Origin of the sequence: Streptomyces sp. NPDC013157, assembly GCF_042899865.1 — a bacterium.
Taxonomy (GTDB): domain Bacteria; phylum Actinomycetota; class Actinomycetes; order Streptomycetales; family Streptomycetaceae; genus Streptomyces.
Genome location: NZ_JBIBAK010000005.1, coordinates 165,001 through 184,648, shown reverse-complemented (window position 1 = coordinate 184,648; position 19,648 = coordinate 165,001). Strand labels below are relative to the sequence as shown.

Genomic DNA, 19,648 nt, shown 5'->3' with positions numbered 1-19,648 from the left:
CCAGAGGGGCGCGGGGAACTGCGCGATCAGCCCCCACCGGCCGGTACATGCAAACCGACCCTCCCCGCGAAGCGCACCGGCATGCCTCTTACTTGCCTAGATCATCATGTGTTACGAAGAACCATGCCCCCTGCCACCGAAGCAACCCGGAGCTACGACGCCATCATCGTCGGCGGCGGCCACAACGGCCTCGTCGCGGCGGCCTACCTGGCCCGGGCCGGCCGCACCGTACTGGTGCTGGAGCGGCTGGGCCGCACCGGCGGCGCCGCGGTCTCCACCCGCCCCTTCGCCGGCGTCGACGCGCGGCTGTCCCGCTACTCCTACCTGGTCAGCCTGTTGCCGAGGAAGATCGTCCGCGACCTCGGCCTGGATTTCCGGGTCCGCGGCCGCACCATCTCCTCGTACACCCCCGTGGAACGCGACGGGCGGCCGACCGGGCTGCTGGTCGGCGGTGGCGAGCGGCGGATCCGCGAGGCGTTCGAACGGCTGACCGGGGGCAAGTCGGAGTACCAGGCCTGGCAGCGGTTCTACGGCACGACCGGCCGGGTCGCCGAGCGCGTCTTCCCGACGCTCACCGAGCCGCTGCCCGCGCGTGAGGAACTGCGCCGCCGGATCGACGACGAGGCGGCCTGGCGGGCCCTGTTCGAGGAGCCGATCGGGGTCGCGATCGAAGAGAACTTCACGGACGACCTGGTGCGCGGGGTCGTCCTCACGGACGCCCTGATCGGCACCTTCGCCGACGCCCACGACGCGTCGCTGCGCCAGAACCGCTGCTTCCTCTACCACGTCATCGGCGGCGGCACCGGCGCCTGGGACGTACCGGTCGGCGGCATGGGCGCCCTCACCGACGCGCTGGCCGCCGCCGCGCGCTCGGCGGGCGCGGTGCTCGCCACCGGGCACGAGGCGGTGCGGATCGAGACCGACGGGCGGGCCGCCGAGGTCGTCTACCGCACCGCGGACGGCGAGGGCGTCGCCGCCGCCCGGCACGTCCTGGTGGGCGCCTCCCCGCAGGAACTCGCCGCCCTCACCGGCGACCCGGCCCCGGAGCCCGCCGAGGGCGCCCAGCTCAAGGTGAACATGCTGCTCAAGCGGCTGCCCAGGCTGCGCGACACCGCCGTCGACCCGCGGGAGGCGTTCTCCGGCACCTTCCACATCGCCGAGGGCTACGGGCAACTGGCCACCGCCCACGCCCAGGCGGCGGCCGGCAGGCTGCCCGCCGCCCCGCCCTCCGAGATCTACTGCCACTCCCTGACCGACCCCACGATCCTCGGCCGTGACCTGGCCGAACGCGGCTACCAGACGCTCACCCTCTTCGGCCTGCACACCCCGGCCCGGCTCTTCGCCGCCGACAACGACGCCGTACGCGACGAACTCCTCAAGTCCACCCTCGCCCAGCTCGACGCCCACCTCGCGGAGCCGATCACCGACTGCCTGGCCCTGGACGCCGACGGCCGCCCCTGCATCGAGGCGAAGACCCCCCTGGACCTCGAACGCGACCTCCGCCTTCCCGGGGGCAACATCTTCCACCGCGACCTGTCCTGGCCCTACGCCCAGGACGGCACCGGCCGCTGGGGCGTGGAGACCCGGCACGCCAACGTGCTGCTCTGCGGGGCGGGCGCGGTGCGCGGGGGAGGGGTGAGCGGGGTGCCGGGGCACAACGCGGCGATGGCGGTACTGGAGCAGCCGGAGGGCTGACCCCCGACCGGGACGCCGTCAAAGAATCTGACGGAGCATCAGAAAACCTCTTCCGTCGGCCGCACGACTGCGGCATCCTGCGCCCATGCAGACGGAGCTGAGCAAGACCCTGGGAGTCGAGCACGCCGTCTTCGGCTTCACGCCGTTTCCCGCCGTGGCCGCGGCCATCAGCCGGGCCGGCGGCTTCGGAGTGCTCGGTGCGGTCCGCTACACCGCCCCCGACGACCTCAAACGCGACCTCGACTGGATCGAGGCGCACGTCGACGGCAAGCCGTACGGGCTCGACGTCGTGATGCCCGCCAAGAAGGTGGAAGGCGTCACCGAGGCCGACGTCGAGGCGATGATCCCGGAGGGGCACCGGCAGTTCGTGCGGGACACCCTCGCCAAGTACGGCGTGCCCGAGCTGGCCGACGGCGAGGCGTCCGGCTGGCGCATCACCGGGTGGATGGAACAGGTCGCCCGCACCCAGCTCGACGTCGCCTTCGACTACCCGATCCGGCTGCTCGCCAACGCCCTCGGCTCCCCGCCCGCCGACGTCGTCGACCGCGCCCACGACCAGGACATCCTCGTCGCCGCACTCGCCGGCAGCGCCCGGCACGCGATCAAGCACAGGGACGCGGGCATCGACATCGTCGTGGCCCAGGGCTACGAGGCCGGCGGCCACACCGGCGAGATCGCCACCATGGTCCTCACCCCGGAGGTCGTCGACGCGGTCGCCCCGCTGCCGGTGCTGGCGGCGGGCGGGATCGGCAGCGGGCAGCAGGTGGCCGCCGCGCTCAGCCTCGGCGCGCAGGGGGTGTGGCTGGGCTCCATGTGGCTGACCGTCACGGAAGCGGACCTCTCCTCGCCCGCCGTGACCCGCAAACTGCTCGCCGCCGGCTCCGGCGACACCGTCCGCTCCCGCGCCCTGACCGGCAAACCGGCCCGCCAGCTGCGCACCGAGTGGACCGACGCCTGGGACGACGCGAACGGCCCCGGCACCCTCCCCATGCCCCTGCAGGGCCTGCTCGTCGCCGAGGCACTGACCCGCATCCAGAAGTACGAGGTCGAGCCCCTGCTCGGCACCCCCGTCGGCCAGATCGTCGGCCGCATGACCGCCGAACGCAGCGTCCAGGCCGTCTTCGACGACCTCACCCGGGGCTTCGAACAGACCGTCGACCGCATCAACCGCATCGCCGGAAGGAGCGGCAAGTGACCAGCACGCCCCCCGCCGGATTCTGGGCCCAGGCCACGAGCGATCCCGACCGCAAGGTGCTCGTCGCACCCGACGGCGAGGAATGGACCGCAGGCCGCCTGCACGCGGCCGTCAACCAGCTCGTCCACGGACTCCGGGCCGCGGGCCTGGAGCGCGGCGACGCCTTCGCGGTCGTCCTGCCCAACGGGCCCGAGTTCTTCACCGCCTACCTCGCCGCCACCCAGGCCGGCCTCTACCTCGTCCCGATCAACCACCATTTCGTCGGTCCGGAGATCGCCTGGATCGTCGCCGACTCCGGCGCCAAGGTGCTCCTCGCCCACGAGCGGTTCGCCGGGCCGGCCCGCCTCGCCGCCGACGAGGCCGGCCTCCCGGCCACCCACCGGTACGCGGTCGGCGACGTCGAGGGCTTCCGGCCGTACGCCGAACTCCTCGACGGACAGCCGGAGTCGGCGCCCGCGGACCGCGAACTCGGCTGGGTCATGAACTACACCTCGGGCACGACGGGCCGCCCCCGCGGCATCCGCCGCCCGCTGCCCGGCAAACTCCCCGAGGAGGCCTACCTCGGCGGCTTCCTCGGCATCTTCGGCATCCGCCCCTTCGACGACAACGTCCACCTGGTCTGCTCGCCGCTCTACCACACGGCCGTACTCCAGTTCGCGGGCGCGTCCCTCCACATAGGCCACCGCCTGGTCCTCATGGACAAGTGGATCCCCGAGGAGATGCTCCGCCTGATCGACACACACAAGTGCACCCACACCCATATGGTCCCGACCCAGTTCCACCGCCTGCTCGCCCTCCCCGAGGAGGTGCGCGCACACCATGACGTCTCCTCCATGCGGCACGCCATCCACGGCGCCGCGCCCTGCCCGGACCACGTGAAGCGGGCCATGCTCGACTGGTGGGGCCCCAGCGTCGAGGAGTACTACGCGGCCAGCGAGGGCGGCGGCGCCTTCGCGACCGCCGAGGACTGGCTGAAGAAGCCAGGTACGGTCGGCAAGGCCTGGCCCATCAGCGAACTCGCGGTCTTCGACGACGACGGCAACCGGCTGCCACCGGGCGAACTCGGCACCGTCTACATGAAGATGAACACCGGCGGCTTCGCCTACCACAAGGACCGGGCCAAGACGGAGAAGAACCGCATCGGCGACTTCTTCACCGTCGGCGACCTCGGCTACCTCGACGAGGACGGCTACCTGTTCCTCCGCGACCGCAAGATCGACATGATCATCTCGGGCGGGGTCAACATCTACCCCGCCGAGATCGAGTCCGTGCTCCTCTCCCACCCCGCCGTCGCGGACGCCGCCGCCTTCGGCATCCCGCACGACGACTGGGGCGAGGAGGTCAAGGCCGTCGTCGAACCCGCCCCCGGACACGAACCCGGCCCGGACCTCGCCGCCGCCCTCCTCGCCCACTGCGCCGGACAACTGGCCGGCTACAAGTGCCCCAAGACCGTCGACTTCATCGCCGAGATGCCCCGCGACCCCAACGGCAAGCTGTACAAGCGGCGGCTGCGGGACCCGTACTGGGAGGGCCGCACCCGGCCGGTGTGACCGGCTGGGACCCCGCGCTTCAGGAGCGCGGCCGGTGCCGGGCCTCCAGGAACCCGGTGAGGCCGGCGGCATCGGTGCCGAGCTTGCGGTAGACGCTGGACAGCAGTTGCCGCACACCCTGCTCGGTGAGGTGCAGCTCCTTGGCGACCACACCCACCGCGTGTCCCCGGACGGTCAGTTCGGCGGTCCGCAGTTCCTGCGCGGTGAGCGTGTCCACCTGCGCGTAGCGCAACGGCAACGGCCGCAGCCCGGCCGCCGACAGCTCCTCCCTGGCCCGGGCGGCGAGGGCCTCGGCCCCGCAGTGGACGGCTCCCTCCAGCCCCTGGTAGAGCCGGTCGGCGGCCTCCTGGAGCCGGCCGGCCAGGGACAGCGCGGCACCGTGGCCGATCTGCGCGCGGGCGAGTTCGTAGGCGGCCGGCGACTGCTCCAGCTGCTCGACGGCCTGCGCGTACAGGTCGACCGCAGCCGGTCCGCGGGTCACCTCGGCGAGCGTGTGCAGGGCCTGCCCCACGGTCGAGCCGGCACCGAACTCCCGGGCCCTGCGTACGGCCTCCTCCGCATGACCCACCGCCTCCTCGGGAGCGGTGGGGGCCAGCGCGGTCGCGAGCCGCAGCTGCCACGGACACCAGGCCGGGTTCCGCCAGCCCCGCCCGTCCAGCCACTCCCCGACCTCGGACAACAGCCGCGCCGCCTCGGCGTGCCGCCCCTCGGCGAGGAGGAGTTCGGCGTAGACGGTGCGGGGGTCGGGGTAGATGACGGCGTTGACCGGCGTCGCGCCGAAGTGGTGATCGTCGGCGAACGCGCGTGCCTCGGCGATGCGCCCGCGGGCCAGCAGGGTCTTGATGAGGATGCTCACGCCGAACCACTGGGCGGCCACGACCCCGTCCACCTTGTCGGCGATCCGCAGACCCTCCCGTACGGCGTCCTCGGCCTCGGCCAGGCTGCCGCGGCGGTAGCGGATGTACCCGGCGATGGTCTGGCCGAACGCCAGGTGGGAACCGTGCCAGCCCTTGGCCACGCATTCGGCGATCCCCTTGCTGAACAGCTCCTCGGCCCGTCGCGGCTGGTCGCCGTACATGTACACCAGGGCGACGGAAAGGGGTACCTCGAACCCCCGGTTCTCGTCGGTCCAGCTCATGCCGCCGTCCAGGGCCTTGTCCGCGTACGCGAGGGAGGTCTCCCTCGGTTCGCCGCGCATGGCCGCGTCCCAGGCCCGCAGTCCCAGGATGTAGCGCTCCTCCAGGCTGCGGCCGGGCAGTTTCCCGGCCAGGCGCGCCAGCGTCCGGGAGCGGGTGGGCGAGTCGTGGTCGTCCGGCCGCACCATGCTCCAGACGAACTGGTCGGCCTGCATGCGCAGTTTGACGCGCGGATTCGTGGCCTGCCGGGCCTCTTCGGCCGCCACGTCCACAGCCTCGGCCAGTTGATCGGTGTGGGCCATGGCCGTGGTCAGCCGGTAGACGATGGAGGCGCGCAGATCGGGGTCGACGTGCGGCTGGGCCAGCGCCTGGCGCAGATGCCGCACCGTCGCCGTGGGCTCGATCAGGAACGTGGCGCAGGCGAGTTCGTGCAGGACCGCGGCACGGTCCTCGGGCAGGGGTGGTTCCTGCAGCGCGCGGGTCAGCAGACGCCGTGCCGCCTCGGTGGCACCGGCGCGAAGGTATGCGCGGGCGGCCTCGCGCAGACACGCCACGGTCTCGGGACGCTCTTCGCAGGGGACTTCCAGCAGATGCCGGGCGGCCTTGGCGGGTCCGTAACCCGCGGCGAGCACGGCCTGCGCCGCGGCGTTGTGCAGACCGGTCCGGAAGCCCGTGCGGATGGACCGGTAGATCGTCGTGGCGATCAGCGGGTGCACGAACTCCAGCTCGCCCTCGTGGCCGTGCCCCTGCGCCAGGATCCGGGCGGCGCGCAGCTTCCCGGTCGCCTCGGCGACCGCCTCGTCACCGAGCACGGCGATGGCCGCGGCGAGCTCCGGCGAGAACGGCGAACCGAGCACGGCCGCGGTCTGCGCGAAGCGCACGGTCGTGGTGCCGAGCCGTTCCAGGCGTTCGATCAGCCCCGGGCCCTTGATCGCGGCGGCCAGTTCACGCATCGCGGGCAGGTCGTCGTCGGTGCCGCCCAGTTTCCGCTCCGCCAGTCCGATGGCGAGTTCCACCGACTCGAAGGGGCTGCCACCGGTGGCCGACCAGCACTCCTTGCAGAACCGGTCCCCGGCCGCCTCCCCGATCTCGTTCCTGACGATCTGTGCGACGCCCTCCGGGGTGAGCAGGGCCAGGTTGTGGGGGCGGTTCCCGTGGTCTCCGGCGAGCGTGCGGAGCCGGCCCGCCTCGGGGGGCAGTTCGTCGGGCCGGTAGGTGACGACGATCTGCAGGGGGAGATCCTCGACCCGTGGCGCGAAGGAGGCGAGCCAGCTCAGTGACTCGGGGTCGGTCCAGTGGAGGTCGTCCAGGACCAGGACGACGGGGGCCTTCTTCACCGAGAGCCGCGTCATGACCCAGTCGAGACCCTCGCGGACTCCGGTCGGGTCCGGTGCGGGGGCAGGCCCGGTGGCTTCGAGTCCGAGGACGGCCGCGACGGTGTCGTACCAGCTGCCCAGGAAGACGCGGAGTTCCGCCTCGTCCATTCGTGCCAGCGGGGGCTGCATCAACTGGCGTACCACGTGGAACGCCGAGCCCTGCTCCGTCTCGCTGCCCCTGCCCGACAACACCGTGAACCTGTGTGCGGCGGCTCGGGCGCGTGCTTCCGTGATGAGTGCCGTCTTGCCCAGTCCGGCCGCCCCGGAAAAAGCGAGCAGCCCTTTGCTCCGCGTCCGCGGAACGCCGCCCGTGGTGCGCCGCAATTCCCGGAACGCCGCGTCGAGGGCCTGAAGTTCCCGTCGGCGCTCGATCAAGGTCTCCTGGCCCGTGATCGATTGCCGCGGCTCCGTCGCCATATGCCGTACCGCTTTCTTTCGTTCGGCCCGGGGACAGCCGAGCGTACGCCCTGTCGCGGTGCGAGCAGGCCGGACTGAGTACTGTCGGGTGAATCATGAACTGGAGAAGGGATAATGTCCCCCTTCCGGGTAAGGGGCTCTGATCGCCACCTTCCTCGGGCGCGGTCGCGGGAGTGCGCCGGACGCCGCTACGTCACGGCGGGCACCGACGCCACGTCCGCATACCGGGGTACGGTTCGGGACCAGTGGTAACACCCGCGGATCCAGCCGATCATGCCCTCCACATAGACGACGCCCGCGGGACTCAACTCCGGTTCGACCGCGGCGTGGAGCCTTTCGAACTCGCGGATCGTGCTGTTGACCCGCCGGACGGCCAGGACGACGGCGGCCTGCAGGGAGCAGTGGTGTTCGCGCTGGTAGGCCAGGGCCAGGTTGATCATTTCGCCCGCGCGCTGTTCTTTCACGGCGGAGAACAGATCGGCTGTCCACACCGCGGCGTCGGCCGAGAGCCGGCTGAGCCGCTCCACGGCCGGATGGTGGAGTTCCGCGGCGGGCAGTTCGTCCGGCGCCGCGGCCTCGTACAGCGGGTGGAACGGCTCGACACCCGCGGTCAGCGACCGTATCGAGGCGCACTCTCCCGTGCGCAGGGCGACGGGGTGGGCCTGGGCCACCGCCTCGTACAGCAGACCGTGCACGTACTCCCGGCTCTTCCAGGCCCAGCGTGCGGCCTGACCTGGTGTGCACCGTTCCCGGACCTGCCGGTACAGGTCGGTCAGGGCCGCTCCGAGCGGTGTGGTGGGCGGGCGGCCGTCCCGCAGAACGGCGATGCTCTCGCACAGCATGGGCACGAGCCCGGCCGGGGAGTGCCGCCCGACGTCCTCCGCCCGGTCGTCGAAGACGAACTGATAGGCGATCTGGTGGGCCACGATGCGCAGGAGCCCGGGGTCCACGGCGGGACTGGTGAAGGACGCGAGCTGGGCGGGGCGGGTACGGGCGATCATCGCCGCCACACCCGGCTCGGCGGTCAGCCCCCACGTACTCAGCCATGCGTCCACACTGGCCGAGGCCTCCGGTTCATGGCGGTTGCGCCGGAACGGGAAGGGCATGTGCAGGTGGGTGTCGATGAGGTCCTTGAGACTGGCCACCGCAGGTCCGTCCGCCACACTGACCGCGACTTCCTCATGTGTTGTCGACACAGTGGTCACCTGCCGATCGGGAGTCCGGTGCCTGTCGGGTGCAGACCGCGCCGTGCGTGAGCGGAGCGCGGGACGACGACGCCTCTGACGGACTGTGCGAGCGTGTTTCGCGGATCATGACCAGTGAGCGCGGCCCCAGCGTGATCGCGGGGCGTGGTGTCCGTGCGACGTATCCGGGGAGATGGCGCAGGCGCACCCGGCCGGCGATGGTCGCGAGTGCCACGGTGACCTCCACCATGGCGAACTCGTCGCCGAGGCATTTGCGGTTGCCCGCGGAGAACGGCATCATCGCGCGCCGCTGTCCGGGGGTGGGGCGCCCCGGCAGCCAGCGGTCGGGGTCGAAGTGTTCGGGGTCGGGGAACGACGACGGGTCGTGGTGGAGGAGGTAGGGGCTGTAGAGCACGGTGGCTCCGGCGGGCAGCCGGCGTCCGGCGAGTTCCGTCTCCCGGGTGGCGACGCGGGTGAACAGCCAGCCGGGGGACGAGTGCCGCAGCGTCTCGGAGACCACGCACCGGGTCCGGACGAGGTCCGGGAGATCGCCGGGGCCGGGCCTGCGGCCGCCGGGCAGGACGGTGTCGAGCTCGGCGTGCAGGCGCTGTTCGGCCTCGGGATGGCGGGCCAGCAGGCTGAAGGCCGCGGCCAGGGTCAGGGCCGAGGTCTCGGCGCCCGTGAGCAGCAGGGTCATCAGGTGGTCGTGGATCTCCTGGTCGGTGCGGGCGGTGCCGTCGCCGTGGGCGGCCGCCAGCAGGGTCCCCAGGACGTCGTCACGCGCGGGGCCCCGGCGGCGTTCCGTGATCACCGCGTCGATGATCGCGTGCAGGCGGGCGAGCGCCCGCTGATAACGGCGGTTGGCGGGGGTCGGCAGCCGGAACAGCGCGTCGATCGGGACGACCGTGCGGACGAAGAGGCCGCGGACGACGTCGGCGAGACAGTCGCGCACCTGGGCGGCGGTCGTGTCGTCCAGCGAGTCGGAGAGCAGCACCCGGCTGATCACGCGGGTCGTGAGGGTCGTCATCGCCTCGGTGACCGGAACCGCCCGGCCCGCCTGCCACCCTTCGCACACCGACTCGGCCTCCTCGGCGACGAGTTCTGTGTACGCGGCGGCGTGGGACGGGCGGAAGGCCGGCTGCAGCAGCCTGCGTTTGTCCCGGTGCGCAGGCTGACGGCAGGTGACCAGTCCGTCCCCCATCAGCTTGCCCAGCCTGTCGTACAGAGGGCCCCCCTTGTCGAAGGTGTGCGGGTCCATGAGCACCTCGTGGGCCAGCTCCGGGTGGCACACCATCCAGGCGCGCTGGGGGCCCAGCCGTATCTCGACCAGATCCCCGTGCGCGGGCAAAGAATTGAGAAACGCCAGCGGGCGACGGTATAAGGCGATACCGTGACCCAGGAGTGGGAATATGCCGGGAGCAGAACCTGCTGTCCACGTTCGTTTTTGTTCAGGCACAGCGCCGTTCATGAAAACCTCCTGCCCAGTGCGACACGTGAAATGAGCGGACCTGCTTCGAGGCTGACAGCCCGAGACAAGTCCTGCCCAGTTCAATCATGTGCGGGTTTCCGGAAACCTTTCTCCAACGGGGGCGCACAGGGGCACGTTGAAGCAGAAATCCCATGGGATGAGCGCCTCTTGATGCATGGCGCACCGATGGTGATTCTTCTTGCCGCTCTCGTGCGGTCCCATCCCGTCCGGCCGCCCGACCGCGATCGGCGGGAAAGCGGAAGCGGCCGGGCGGGCCCGTCGGAGTTCGGCGTCGGCCTCCGCGGTCGCTTGACCTGTCCGCGCGACAGGCCGAGGATCATGAGTCATGACGCAGGGACAGGGCAGCACGGTGGACGGGGTACTGCGGCGCAGCGCCCGCCGCACCCCCGCACGGGTGGCGGTGCGGTACGGCGAGCGACGCTGGACGTACCAGGAACTCGACGACGCCGTCTCACGCGCGGCGAGCGTCCTGCTCGGCCAGGGCCTCGACCGCGGTGACCGGGTCGGCGCCTACGGACACAACTCCGACGCCTACCTGATCGCCTTCCTCGCCTGCGCCCGCGCCGGCCTGGTGCACGTCCCGGTCAACCAGAACCTGACCGGCGACGACCTCGCGTACATCATCGGCCAGTCGGGCAGCTCGCTGGTGCTGGCCGACCCGGATCTGGCCGGCCGGCTCCCCGACGGCGTACCGGCGCTGCCGCTGCGGGACGCCGACGGCTCGCTGCTGGCCCGGCTCGCGGACGCGGCGCCCTGCGACGGCCCCGAGCCGCGCACCGAGGACCTGGTGCAGCTGCTGTACACCTCGGGGACCACGGCGCTGCCCAAGGGCGCGATGATGACCCACCGGGCCCTGGTGCACGAGTACCTGAGCGCGATCGCCGCCCTCGACCTGAGTGCCGGGGACCGGCCCGCACACGCGCTGCCGCTCTACCACTCCGCCCAGATGCACGTGTTCCTGCTGCCCTACCTCGCGGTGGGCGCCACCAACATCATCCTCGACGGGCCCGACGGCGACACCCTCTTCGACCTCGTCGAGGCCGGGGACGTGGACAGCCTGTTCGCGCCGCCCACCGTGTGGATCGGACTCTCCAACCGGCCCGACTTCGCCACCCGCGACCTGAACGGACTGCGCAAGGCCTACTACGGGGCGTCGATCATGCCGGTGCCCGTCCTGGAGCGACTGCGCGAACGGCTGCCGGAACTCGCCCTGTTCAACTGCTTCGGGCAGAGCGAGATCGGACCGCTCGCCACCGTGCTCGCCCCCGAGGAGCACAAGGGGCGGCTGGACTCCTGCGGCCGTACCGTCCTGTTCGTGGAGGCACGTGTGGTCGGCGAGGACGGCGCCGACGTCCCCGACGGCACCCCCGGCGAGATCGTCTACCGCTCACCGCAGCTGTGCGAGGGCTACTGGGACAAGCCCGAGGAGACCGAAGAGGCCTTCCGGGACGGCTGGTTCCACTCCGGCGACCTCGCGGTGCGCGACGGCGACGGCTACTACACGATCGTCGACCGTGTGAAGGACGTCATCAACTCCGGTGGCGTACTGGTCGCTTCGCGGCAGGTCGAGGACGCCCTCTACACCCACGAGGCGGTCGCCGAGGCCGCCGTGATCGGCCTGCCCGACGAGCGGTGGATCGAGGCGGTCACCGCGGTCGTCGTACCGCGCGGCGAGATCGACGAGGCCGGGCTGATCGCCCATGTGAAGGAGAAGCTGCCCGCCTTCAAGGCACCCAAGCGGATCCTGTTCGTGGACGCGCTGCCCCGCAACGCCAGCGGAAAGATCCTGAAGCGGGAGCTGCGGGAGCGGTTCGGCCCCGCTTCGTGAGGACCGGGAGGCGGCTCTCGCGAGTCCCCGGGACGTGAGCGTCGGCACAACGCCCGCCCAGGACCCAAGAAGTCTGGTTCCATACCGAGTGCGGCTTCCGACACCACGTCCGCCGTTCACCGCCGGCGAGCACACAACCGACATGCGCTGTTGCCTCCCCGTCCCCCTCGGCGCGGTCGCGGGCGTCCCCGGCCCCTGCGAGATGCTGCGCTCCGGCTTCCTCCTCGCCCCCGCCCTGCTCCGCTCCGCCCCCCGCCCCCGCCACCCCCGCTCGCTCGCCGCCGTCCACCTGGAACTGGTCACCCTCACCGAGGACCGCGCCGTCATCACCTGGCACACCGCCCTGCCCGGCACCGACGACGGCACCGGCCGCATGCTGGCCGCCGCCACCGAGGGCGAGATCATCTACGGCACCCACCCGGCCCGCCTCAACCGCACCGCAGGCGAGGACCGGCCCACCGCGCACCACCACGTCGAACTCACCGGCCTGGAGCCGGGCCAGACGTACTACTACCAGGCCCGCTCCCGCGGCGTCCCCGCCACCCCCACCGCGCTGCACCTGGTGCGCGGCAACGCGGCCGGGACCTCCCGCCACGGCCTCGACACGCCCGGCGGCCCCTACTCCTTCACCACCCCGCAGCCCCCGCCCGGCCGCCACCTGTTCTCCGTCGCCCTCTGTAACGACCTGCACATCGGCGAGACCGTCGCCGGTCTCGTGGCCGGCGTCCCCTTCCTGCGCGGAGTGGCGCAGCGGACGGGACAGACCCCCTACCCCGAACTCATGAGCCGGGCCGTGGTGGACGAGGCGCGCCGCCGCGGTGCCCAGCTGCTGCTGGCCGCCGGCGACATCTCGGCCGGCGGCGGACCGCGCGACCTGGCGGAGGCCAGACGGATCCTCGACGGCTTCGGCACCCACCGGCGGGACTACTTCACCGTCCGGGGCAACCACGACCGCGCCGCGGGCGAGGACGACGCCTTCCACCACGTGTTCGGCGTACCGGACGGGCCCGGCTGGTTCGAGCACGACGTGGCCGGACTGCGGATCATCGGCCTCGACACCTACGACAAGCGCGGCCACGGCGGTGACACGGGCGGCCTCGGCGCCGAGCAGTTCTCCTGGTTCCGGCGCCGGTTGCGGGCCCACCGGGAACAGCCCACCGTCGTCTTCGGCCACCATCCGCTGACCGTCCGGGAGGCCCTCTTCCCGGTGAGCCCGGCACAGCGCCTCGGCCGCCGCCAGGCCCGCGCCATCCTCCGGGCCTACGCCACCGCCCCGGGCGTGTTCCTCCACCATGTGGGCCACACACACCGCAACAAGCGCACCCATGTGCCCCTTGCCCCGCAGGTGACCCAGCAGGAGGTCGGCGCCGCCAAGGAGTACCCCGGCGGTTTCTTCCTGCTGCGGATCCACAGCGGCGGCTACGCCCTCAACTTCTTCCGGGCCCGCGCCGCCGAGGCCCTGGAGTGGAACGAGCGCAGCCGCCGGCAGGCCGGGGGACTGTGGCCGTACCACGCACTCGGCCGTACGGTCGCCGACCGCAACAGCGTGGCCGCCCGCGACCTGTCCGGCATCGGCCGCCTGGTGCCGCCGTCCGCACAGTCCCGTTCCTCCCCAGGGATGACGGCCCTCCCGAACCCCCGCCTGGATGTGGCCTAGCGAGGGGCACCTCCGTAGCGTGGGGACATGTCGACCCTGTGGGAACTCATGCACGACTGCATCCCTGACGACCACGCTCGTCAGGTCACCTCCCGCTACTACCTCGACGAAGCCATGAGCTCGCCGCGGGCACCGGACCGGGTGGTCGACCTCGGCTGCGGACGGGGCACGTCGGCCGAGCTCTTCCGCAAGCACGACTCCGGCGTCCGCTGGGTGGGAGTCGACATCCGCGATTCCCCGGAGGCCGCCCAGCGCCAGGCCGGGGGCGACAGCGTGGTGTACTTCGACGGCGTCCACCTGCCGTTCCGCTCCGGCGCGGTACCGCTCGTCTACTCCCACCAGGTCTTCGAGCACGTGGCCCGGCCCAGGGAACTGCTCGCGGAGGTGGGCCGGGTGCTGAGCCCGGGCGGGCTGTTCATCGGCAGCACCTCCCAGTTCGAGCCGTACCACTCCTTCAGCCTGTGGAACTACACGCCCTACGGGTTCCGGGTGCTGGTGGAGGAGGCCGGCCTCGCCCTGGAGGAGATCCGGCCCTCGCTCGACGGCGTGACACTGATCATGCGCACCTACCACGGCTCGCGGAAGAAGGAGTACGGCCGCTTCTGGCAGACGGAGTCACCGCTCAACACGGAGATCGACGCCTGGGCCCGCAAGAGCAAGCGGGACACGGCCCTGGTGAACCTCCGCAAGCTCACGTTCTGCGGCCAGTTCGCGTTCCGGGTGAGCAAGCCCGTTGCGCCTGCCTGACATCGGGGGTGGGCCGTTCGCCGAAATCCTTTGCGGCACCGCGCCGTCGTAGCCGAGGATCGGCGTCATGCCCACCTTCACCGCAGCCGACGGGACCCGACTCGCCTACCACGTCAGAGGGGAGGGCGAACCTCTCGTGGTGCTGCCGGGCGGCCCCATGCGGGCCTCCGCCTACCTGGGGGACCTCGGCGGGCTGACCGCCCACCGCCGCCTGGTCCTCCTCGACCTGCGGGGGACCGGCGACTCCGCCCTGCCCGCCGACCCGGCCTCGTACCGCTGCGACCGACTGGTCGACGACGTGGAGATGTTGCGCGCCCACATGGGGCTCGACCACATGGACGTACTGGCGCACTCGGCCGGCGCAAGCCTGGCCGTCCTCTACGCGGCGGCCCAGCCGCAGCGGGTGCGGCGGCTCGCACTGATCACCGGAAACCCCTCGGCCCTGGGCCTGCGCGCCACCCCGGAGGACCGGCTGGCGGCGGCCCGGCTGCGGGCGGGGGAACCCTGGTTCGAGGAGGCTTTCCCCGCGCTGGAGGCGTGGCTGACCGGCTCCGGGGAGTTCGACGAGGTGTTCATGCCGTTCTTCCACGGCCGCTGGGACGACGCCGCCCGGGCTCATGTCGCGGCCACCGAGAAGCAGAGCAACTTCGAGGCGGGCGACCGCTACTTCGCCGAGGGCGCCTTCACCCCGGACGCCACCCGGGCCGCCCTGCGCGCCCTCGCCGCCCCCGTCCTGGTGTACGCCGGCGAACTCGACGGCGGCCCCAGCCCCGCCCTGGCCCGCAGGGCCGCCGAGGCCTTCCCGTATGCCGAGGTCGCCGTGCAGCCCGGCGCCGGTCACTACCCCTGGCTCGACGACCCCCAGTGGTTCGTCCGCCGTACCGCCGCCTTCCTGGAGGCCTGAGCCGCACTCGGGTGCTGTGGCCCGAACGCGGTCAGGAAGCGGTCGCGGAACTTGTCCATCGCCCAGATCGGCGCGTCGGCGGCGGGCTTCAGGCCCGGCGTCCAGCCCCAGCCGGCGACCCGGTCCAGGACCGCGGGGTCGGGGGCGACGATCGTGACGGGGACGTCCCGGCGCGGGCTGCCCGCGACGACCTCCGGGCGGGGCTGGTGGTCGCCGAGGAAGACCAGGACCGTGTTCCGGTGGGCGTGGCGCCGCATGAACCCGAACAGGCTGCGCAGCGAGTACTCGATCGATTCCCGGTACTCGGTGCGCACGCTCTCCGGATCCTTCCAGACCTCCGCCGGGTCCTTGCCCGCCTTCCGCATCGGCCCGTAGACCGAGCCGTCGCCGAGGTCCTGCCAGTCGAGCATGCGGGGGAGGGGCGCCCAGGGCTGGTGGCTGGAGGCGAGGACGATCTCCGCCATCAACGGACGCCGGTTCCGCTTCCCGTACTCCAGGCGTTCGAAGGCCTCCAGCGTGAACTGGTCGGGGACGGGCGTCCAGCTGAAGTACGGGCCGCGGTACCCGAGGCGCGTGGAGTCGTAGGTGCGGTCGAGGCCGAAGAAACGGGCCTCCGGCCAGGCCCTGCGGACGCCCGGGACGACGCCGACCGTGCGCCACGCGCCTGTCCTGCGGAAGTACTTGTTGAGGGTCGTCCGGCCGCCCGAGACGAGATTGGCGTAACGCTGCTGGTTGTCGATCCACAGCCCGGACAGCAGCGTGGCGTGGCACATCCAGCTGCCCGCCCCGAGCACCGGGGACCGCAGCCAGCCGCTGCGCGCCTCGAAACCGGCCGCCCTGAGCGAGGCGGTGCCCTCCTGGAGGACCGTGCCGACCTGCCGCGCCATCGCCGGGTCCTCGATCGCCGTACGGCCGTAGCTCTCGACGAACGTGAACAGCACGTCCTTGCCGCGCAGGCCCGTCAGCAGCCGGTCCGGCGGGGTGTTCTCGAAGGCGTCGACGGCGGCCTCCGCCGCGAAGACCCGGGCGTCCGCAAGACCGGCGCGGACCGCCCGCACACGGCCGTCCACCAGCTGGGCGTCGAGCGTCGAGGCGACGGGAGCGCCGCCGGCCTGGCATCCGAAGGTGGCACAGGTGACCCAGGCGACGGCCAGGACAAGGGTCGTACGCACTGCTTGCGGGCGCCGGCGCGCCATCCGCTCCGTGACCCGCATCAGGGCCAGGACGGTCGCGGCCGGGACGGCCGCCGCGAGGAGCAGGGCCCCGACGATCGCGAGCACCTCGCTGGTCCGGCCGAAGGACTCCCGGACGTAGTCCGCCGCGTCGTCCAGCAGGATCCAGTCGAGCACCAGGTCGAACGGCCGTTGCAGCACCGAGTAGAACCCCATGTCGAGGCACTTGACCAGCGTCAGCAACCCCACCAGCGCGCCCGCCGGTACGGCCGTGACGCGCCGCGCCCGCCCGGGCAGGACCAGCAGCACGGCCGCGAGCACGATCCCCTCGGCCGGGAGGCGCAGAAACGCCGGTGGCGCGAGCAGGTCCAGCCGGTTCGGCAGCAGCAGCTCGGCCAGGAGCAGGAGGGCGGAGACGGCGGTCGTTCCCACCGTGATGCCGCGGGCGGTGCGTGGATGCCTCTGCCGCCGGACCTCGTCCGGGCCGGGATCCGCGGGCGCGGTCTCCGGCGGCCGGGCAGGCGTGGGGTGCGACACCGGAGGTCCTTCCGTGCGGCGGCCGTGACACTGTGCGCGTGATCGGCTTCGGATCGTGCGCACAGCGTACGGCCCGCGGACCGTCCCGCGGCGGTGGCACACCCGCACGGTCTACCGGTCGGCGGCCACCGCCACCTCCCGCGCCCACCGGTAGTCCGCCTTGCCGCTCGGCGACCGCTGGATGGCCTCGGCGATCACCAGCTGACGGGGCACCTTGTACCCGGCCAGCCGGCTGCGGCAGTGGGTCTGGATGTCCGTGAGGGAGGGCGGCTCGGCACCCGCGCGCAACTGCACCACGGCCGCCACATGGTTGCCCCAGGTGGCGTCGGGCACCCCGGCGACGAGCGCGTCGTAGACGTCCGGGTGCGACTTCAGCGCCTGTTCGACCTCCTCCGGGTACACCTTCTCGCCCCCGGTGTTGATGCACTGCGAGCCCCGGCCGAGCACGGTGACGACACCGTCCTCGTCGACCGTCGCCATGTCGCCGAGGAGAACCCACCTGCGGCCGTCCTTCTCGAAGAACGTCTCGGCGGTTTTCACCGGGTCGTTGTAGTAGCCGAGCGGGACGTGCCCGCTCTGTGCGACCCGGCCGATCTCGCCCGCCGCCACCGGCTCGTGGGTCGCCGGATCAACCACCTGCGTACGGGAGTTGACGCGGACGCGGAAGCCGCTGCCGGCCCCGGAGTCGTCGGTCGCGGTGCCGTTGAATCCCGATTCGGAGGACCCGAAGTTGTTCAGCAGCATGGCGTTCGGGACGAGTTCGCCGAACTGCCGGCGCACGGTCTCGGAGAGGATCGCGCCGGAGGAGGAGACGCTGAACAGGGCGGAGCAGTCGGTGCCCTTCATGGGCCCGTTCAGGGCGTCGATCAGCGGGCGCAGCATCGCGTCGCCGACCAGGGACATGCTGGTGACCTTCTCCTTCTCGACGGTGCGCAGCACTTCCTCGGGCACGAACTTGCGGTGGATCACCACCCGCTGTCCGAAGTTGAAGCCGATGAGGGAGGTGAGGGTCGACGTGCCGTGCATCAGCGGGGGAGTGGGGAAGAAGGTGATCCCGGTACCGCCGGCCGCCACCCGCTCGGCCAGTTCCTCCGGCCGCTTCACCGGCTCGCCGGTCGGCGCCCCGCCGCCCAACCCCGCGAAGAACAGATCCTCCTGACGCCACATCACACCCTTGGGCATCCCCGTGGTGCCGCCGGTGTAGATGATGAACTGGTCGTCGCCCGAGCGCGCCGGGAACCCGCGCCCGGGTGACCCGGCGCCCTCGGCCTCCGCGAAGGGCAGGGCCTTGAGCTCCGACGTCGGCTCGCTCACGCGCACCAGGTGCCGCAGCTTCGGCGCCCGGGGCAGCGCCGCCGCCACCCGGTCGTCGAACTCCGCGTCGAAGACCAGCGCGACCAGGTCGGCGTCCCGGTAGAGGTACGCCAACTCTTCCTCGACGTAACGGTAGTTGACGTTGACCGGCACGACCCGCGCCTTCATGCACCCGAACACGGTCTGGAGGTACTCGACCCCGTTGTAGAGGTGCAGGCCGAGATGCTCGCCGGGCCTGATCCCGCTGTCGATCAGATGGTGGCCGATGCGGTTGGCGGCGGCGTCCAGTTCCGCGTAGGTCAGCCGGCGTTCCGCGCCCGTACCGGGGTGGTCGATGTACACGAGAGCCTCGCGGTCGGCAGCCACGTCGACGACCGACTCGAACAGATCGGCAAGGTTGTACTCCACCGCTCCTCCTGACCCCGGCGACCGTGACGAAGAAAGGCGCACCTGTCCGTTCGCCGGTCATCAGAGCAAAGGGCGCGGCAAGTGTGAAGGGTTCGCGCGAAGAAATCTGACTGTCTGTCAGAAAACCCTTGAAGTGCCTCCCCGGCTACTGCAACCTGTTCTCGTTCTTGTGGAGGGGAGACGATCCCTCCCGGAGGGGAGACGGTCCATGGGTGGGACGGAACACCTCACCGTGCGGCGCGAGGGCGCCACACTCGTGCTCACGCTCAACAGGCCCGAGGCGAAGAACGCGCTCTCGATCTCCATGCTCGTCGGCCTCTACGACGGCTGGATCGAGGCCGACGAGGACGACGACGTCCGCTCGATCGTGCTCACCGGGGCCGGGGGCGCCTTCTGTGCCGGGATGGACCTCAAGGCGCTGGCCGGGCGAGAGATGGCGGGCGAGCACCTGCGGGACCGGCTGAAGGCCGACCCCGACCTGCACTGGAAGGCGATGCTCCGCCATCATCGCCCGCGCAAACCGGTGATCGCCGCCGTCGAGGGGTACTGCGTCGCGGGCGGTACGGAGATCCTTCAGGGGACCGACATCAGGGTGGCGGGCGAGTCCGCGACGTTCGGACTCTTCGAGGTCCGGCGGGGGCTGTTTCCGATCGGTGGCTCCACGGTGCGGCTGCAGCGGCAGATCCCGCGCACGCACGCGCTGGAGATGCTGCTCACCGGGCGGCCGTACAGCGCGCGCGAGGCCGCCGGCATCGGGCTGGTCGGACATGTGGTTCCGGACGGCGGCGCGCTCGACAAGGCCCTGGAGATCGCCGAGCAGATCAACGCGTGCGGGCCGCTGGCCGTCGAGGCGGTCAAGGCGTCGGTGTACGAGACGGCGGAGATGACGGAGACGGACGGGCTGGCCGCCGAGCTCGAGCGCGGGTGGCCGATCTTCGATACGGCGGATGCGAAGGAAGGTGCCCGGGCCTTCGCGGAGAAGCGGGTGCCTGATTACAAGCGTGCGTAGCGCTGCGCCGGCCTGGGCCGTCCGGAAGCT

The 19,648-nt window shown here is 71.8% G+C and carries 13 protein-coding genes; 8 read left to right on the top strand and 5 right to left on the bottom strand.

Going from position 1 to position 19,648, the window contains the following annotated elements; genetic code table 11:
- Positions 1-123: 123 nt before the first annotated feature.
- From ACFY6U_RS17190 to ACFY6U_RS17180, 3 genes are all read left to right on the top strand, one after another.
- Complete coding sequence (locus tag ACFY6U_RS17190) at positions 124-1,695, top strand: phytoene desaturase family protein (RefSeq protein ID WP_390038942.1); 1,572 nt, start codon at positions 124-126, stop codon at positions 1,693-1,695.
- Positions 1,696-1,780: 85 nt separating this feature from the next.
- Positions 1,781-2,890 (top strand): nitronate monooxygenase, encoded by a 1,110-nt coding sequence (locus tag ACFY6U_RS17185; RefSeq protein WP_390038940.1) that lies wholly within the window; start codon positions 1,781-1,783, stop codon positions 2,888-2,890.
- On the top strand, positions 2,887-4,440 hold the full coding sequence (locus tag ACFY6U_RS17180; protein WP_390038938.1) for an acyl-CoA synthetase: 1,554 nt from the start codon (positions 2,887-2,889) through the stop codon (positions 4,438-4,440). The genes ACFY6U_RS17185 and ACFY6U_RS17180 overlap by 4 nt, the downstream gene beginning before the upstream one ends.
- 19 nt (positions 4,441-4,459) lie before the next feature.
- On the opposite strand, the gene ACFY6U_RS17175 is transcribed toward ACFY6U_RS17180, so the two are convergent.
- From ACFY6U_RS17175 to ACFY6U_RS17165, 3 genes are all read right to left on the bottom strand, one after another.
- Positions 4,460-7,327 carry an ATP-binding protein gene (locus tag ACFY6U_RS17175; RefSeq protein ID WP_390038936.1) on the bottom strand — a complete coding sequence of 956 codons (2,868 nt, stop codon included), beginning with the start codon at positions 7,325-7,327 and terminating at the stop codon, positions 4,460-4,462.
- Between the two features lie 230 nt (positions 7,328-7,557).
- Positions 7,558-8,514 (bottom strand): (-)-alpha-amorphene synthase, encoded by a 957-nt coding sequence (locus ACFY6U_RS17170; RefSeq protein WP_390038934.1) that lies wholly within the window; start codon positions 8,512-8,514, stop codon positions 7,558-7,560.
- A gap of 34 nt (positions 8,515-8,548) precedes the next feature.
- Complete coding sequence (locus ACFY6U_RS17165) at positions 8,549-10,021, bottom strand: cytochrome P450 (RefSeq protein WP_390038932.1); 1,473 nt, start codon at positions 10,019-10,021, stop codon at positions 8,549-8,551.
- Positions 10,022-10,367: 346 nt separating this feature from the next.
- Between ACFY6U_RS17165 and ACFY6U_RS17160 the strand changes: the two genes are divergently transcribed.
- The 4 genes from ACFY6U_RS17160 to ACFY6U_RS17145 all read left to right on the top strand — a co-directional run bounded on the left by ACFY6U_RS17160 (position 10,368) and on the right by ACFY6U_RS17145 (position 15,178).
- Positions 10,368-11,870, top strand: a complete 1,503-nt coding sequence (locus tag ACFY6U_RS17160) for an acyl-CoA synthetase (RefSeq protein ID WP_390038930.1) — start codon at positions 10,368-10,370, stop codon at positions 11,868-11,870.
- A 142-nt stretch (positions 11,871-12,012) separates the two neighbouring features.
- Entirely contained in the window at positions 12,013-13,527 is a 1,515-nt protein-coding gene (locus ACFY6U_RS17155) for a metallophosphoesterase (protein WP_390038928.1), read from the top strand.
- 27 nt (positions 13,528-13,554) lie between these two features.
- A complete protein-coding gene (locus ACFY6U_RS17150) occupies positions 13,555-14,274 on the top strand; it encodes a class I SAM-dependent methyltransferase (RefSeq protein ID WP_390038926.1) in 720 nt (239 codons plus the stop codon).
- 67 nt (positions 14,275-14,341) lie between these two features.
- Entirely contained in the window at positions 14,342-15,178 is an 837-nt protein-coding gene (locus tag ACFY6U_RS17145; protein WP_390038924.1) for an alpha/beta fold hydrolase, read from the top strand.
- Here ACFY6U_RS17145 and ACFY6U_RS17140 read toward each other — a convergent pair.
- Complete coding sequence (locus ACFY6U_RS17140) at positions 15,115-16,887, bottom strand: sulfatase (protein WP_390038922.1); 1,773 nt, start codon at positions 16,885-16,887, stop codon at positions 15,115-15,117. The genes ACFY6U_RS17145 and ACFY6U_RS17140 overlap by 64 nt on opposite strands.
- A 111-nt stretch (positions 16,888-16,998) precedes the next feature.
- Positions 16,999-18,609 (bottom strand): acyl-CoA synthetase, encoded by a 1,611-nt coding sequence (locus tag ACFY6U_RS17135; protein ID WP_390038920.1) that lies wholly within the window; start codon positions 18,607-18,609, stop codon positions 16,999-17,001.
- 208 nt (positions 18,610-18,817) lie between these two features.
- On the opposite strand from ACFY6U_RS17135, the gene ACFY6U_RS17130 reads away from it, so the two are divergent.
- Positions 18,818-19,618, top strand: a complete 801-nt coding sequence (locus ACFY6U_RS17130) for a crotonase/enoyl-CoA hydratase family protein (protein ID WP_390038918.1) — start codon at positions 18,818-18,820, stop codon at positions 19,616-19,618.
- Positions 19,619-19,648 lie beyond the last annotated feature (30 nt).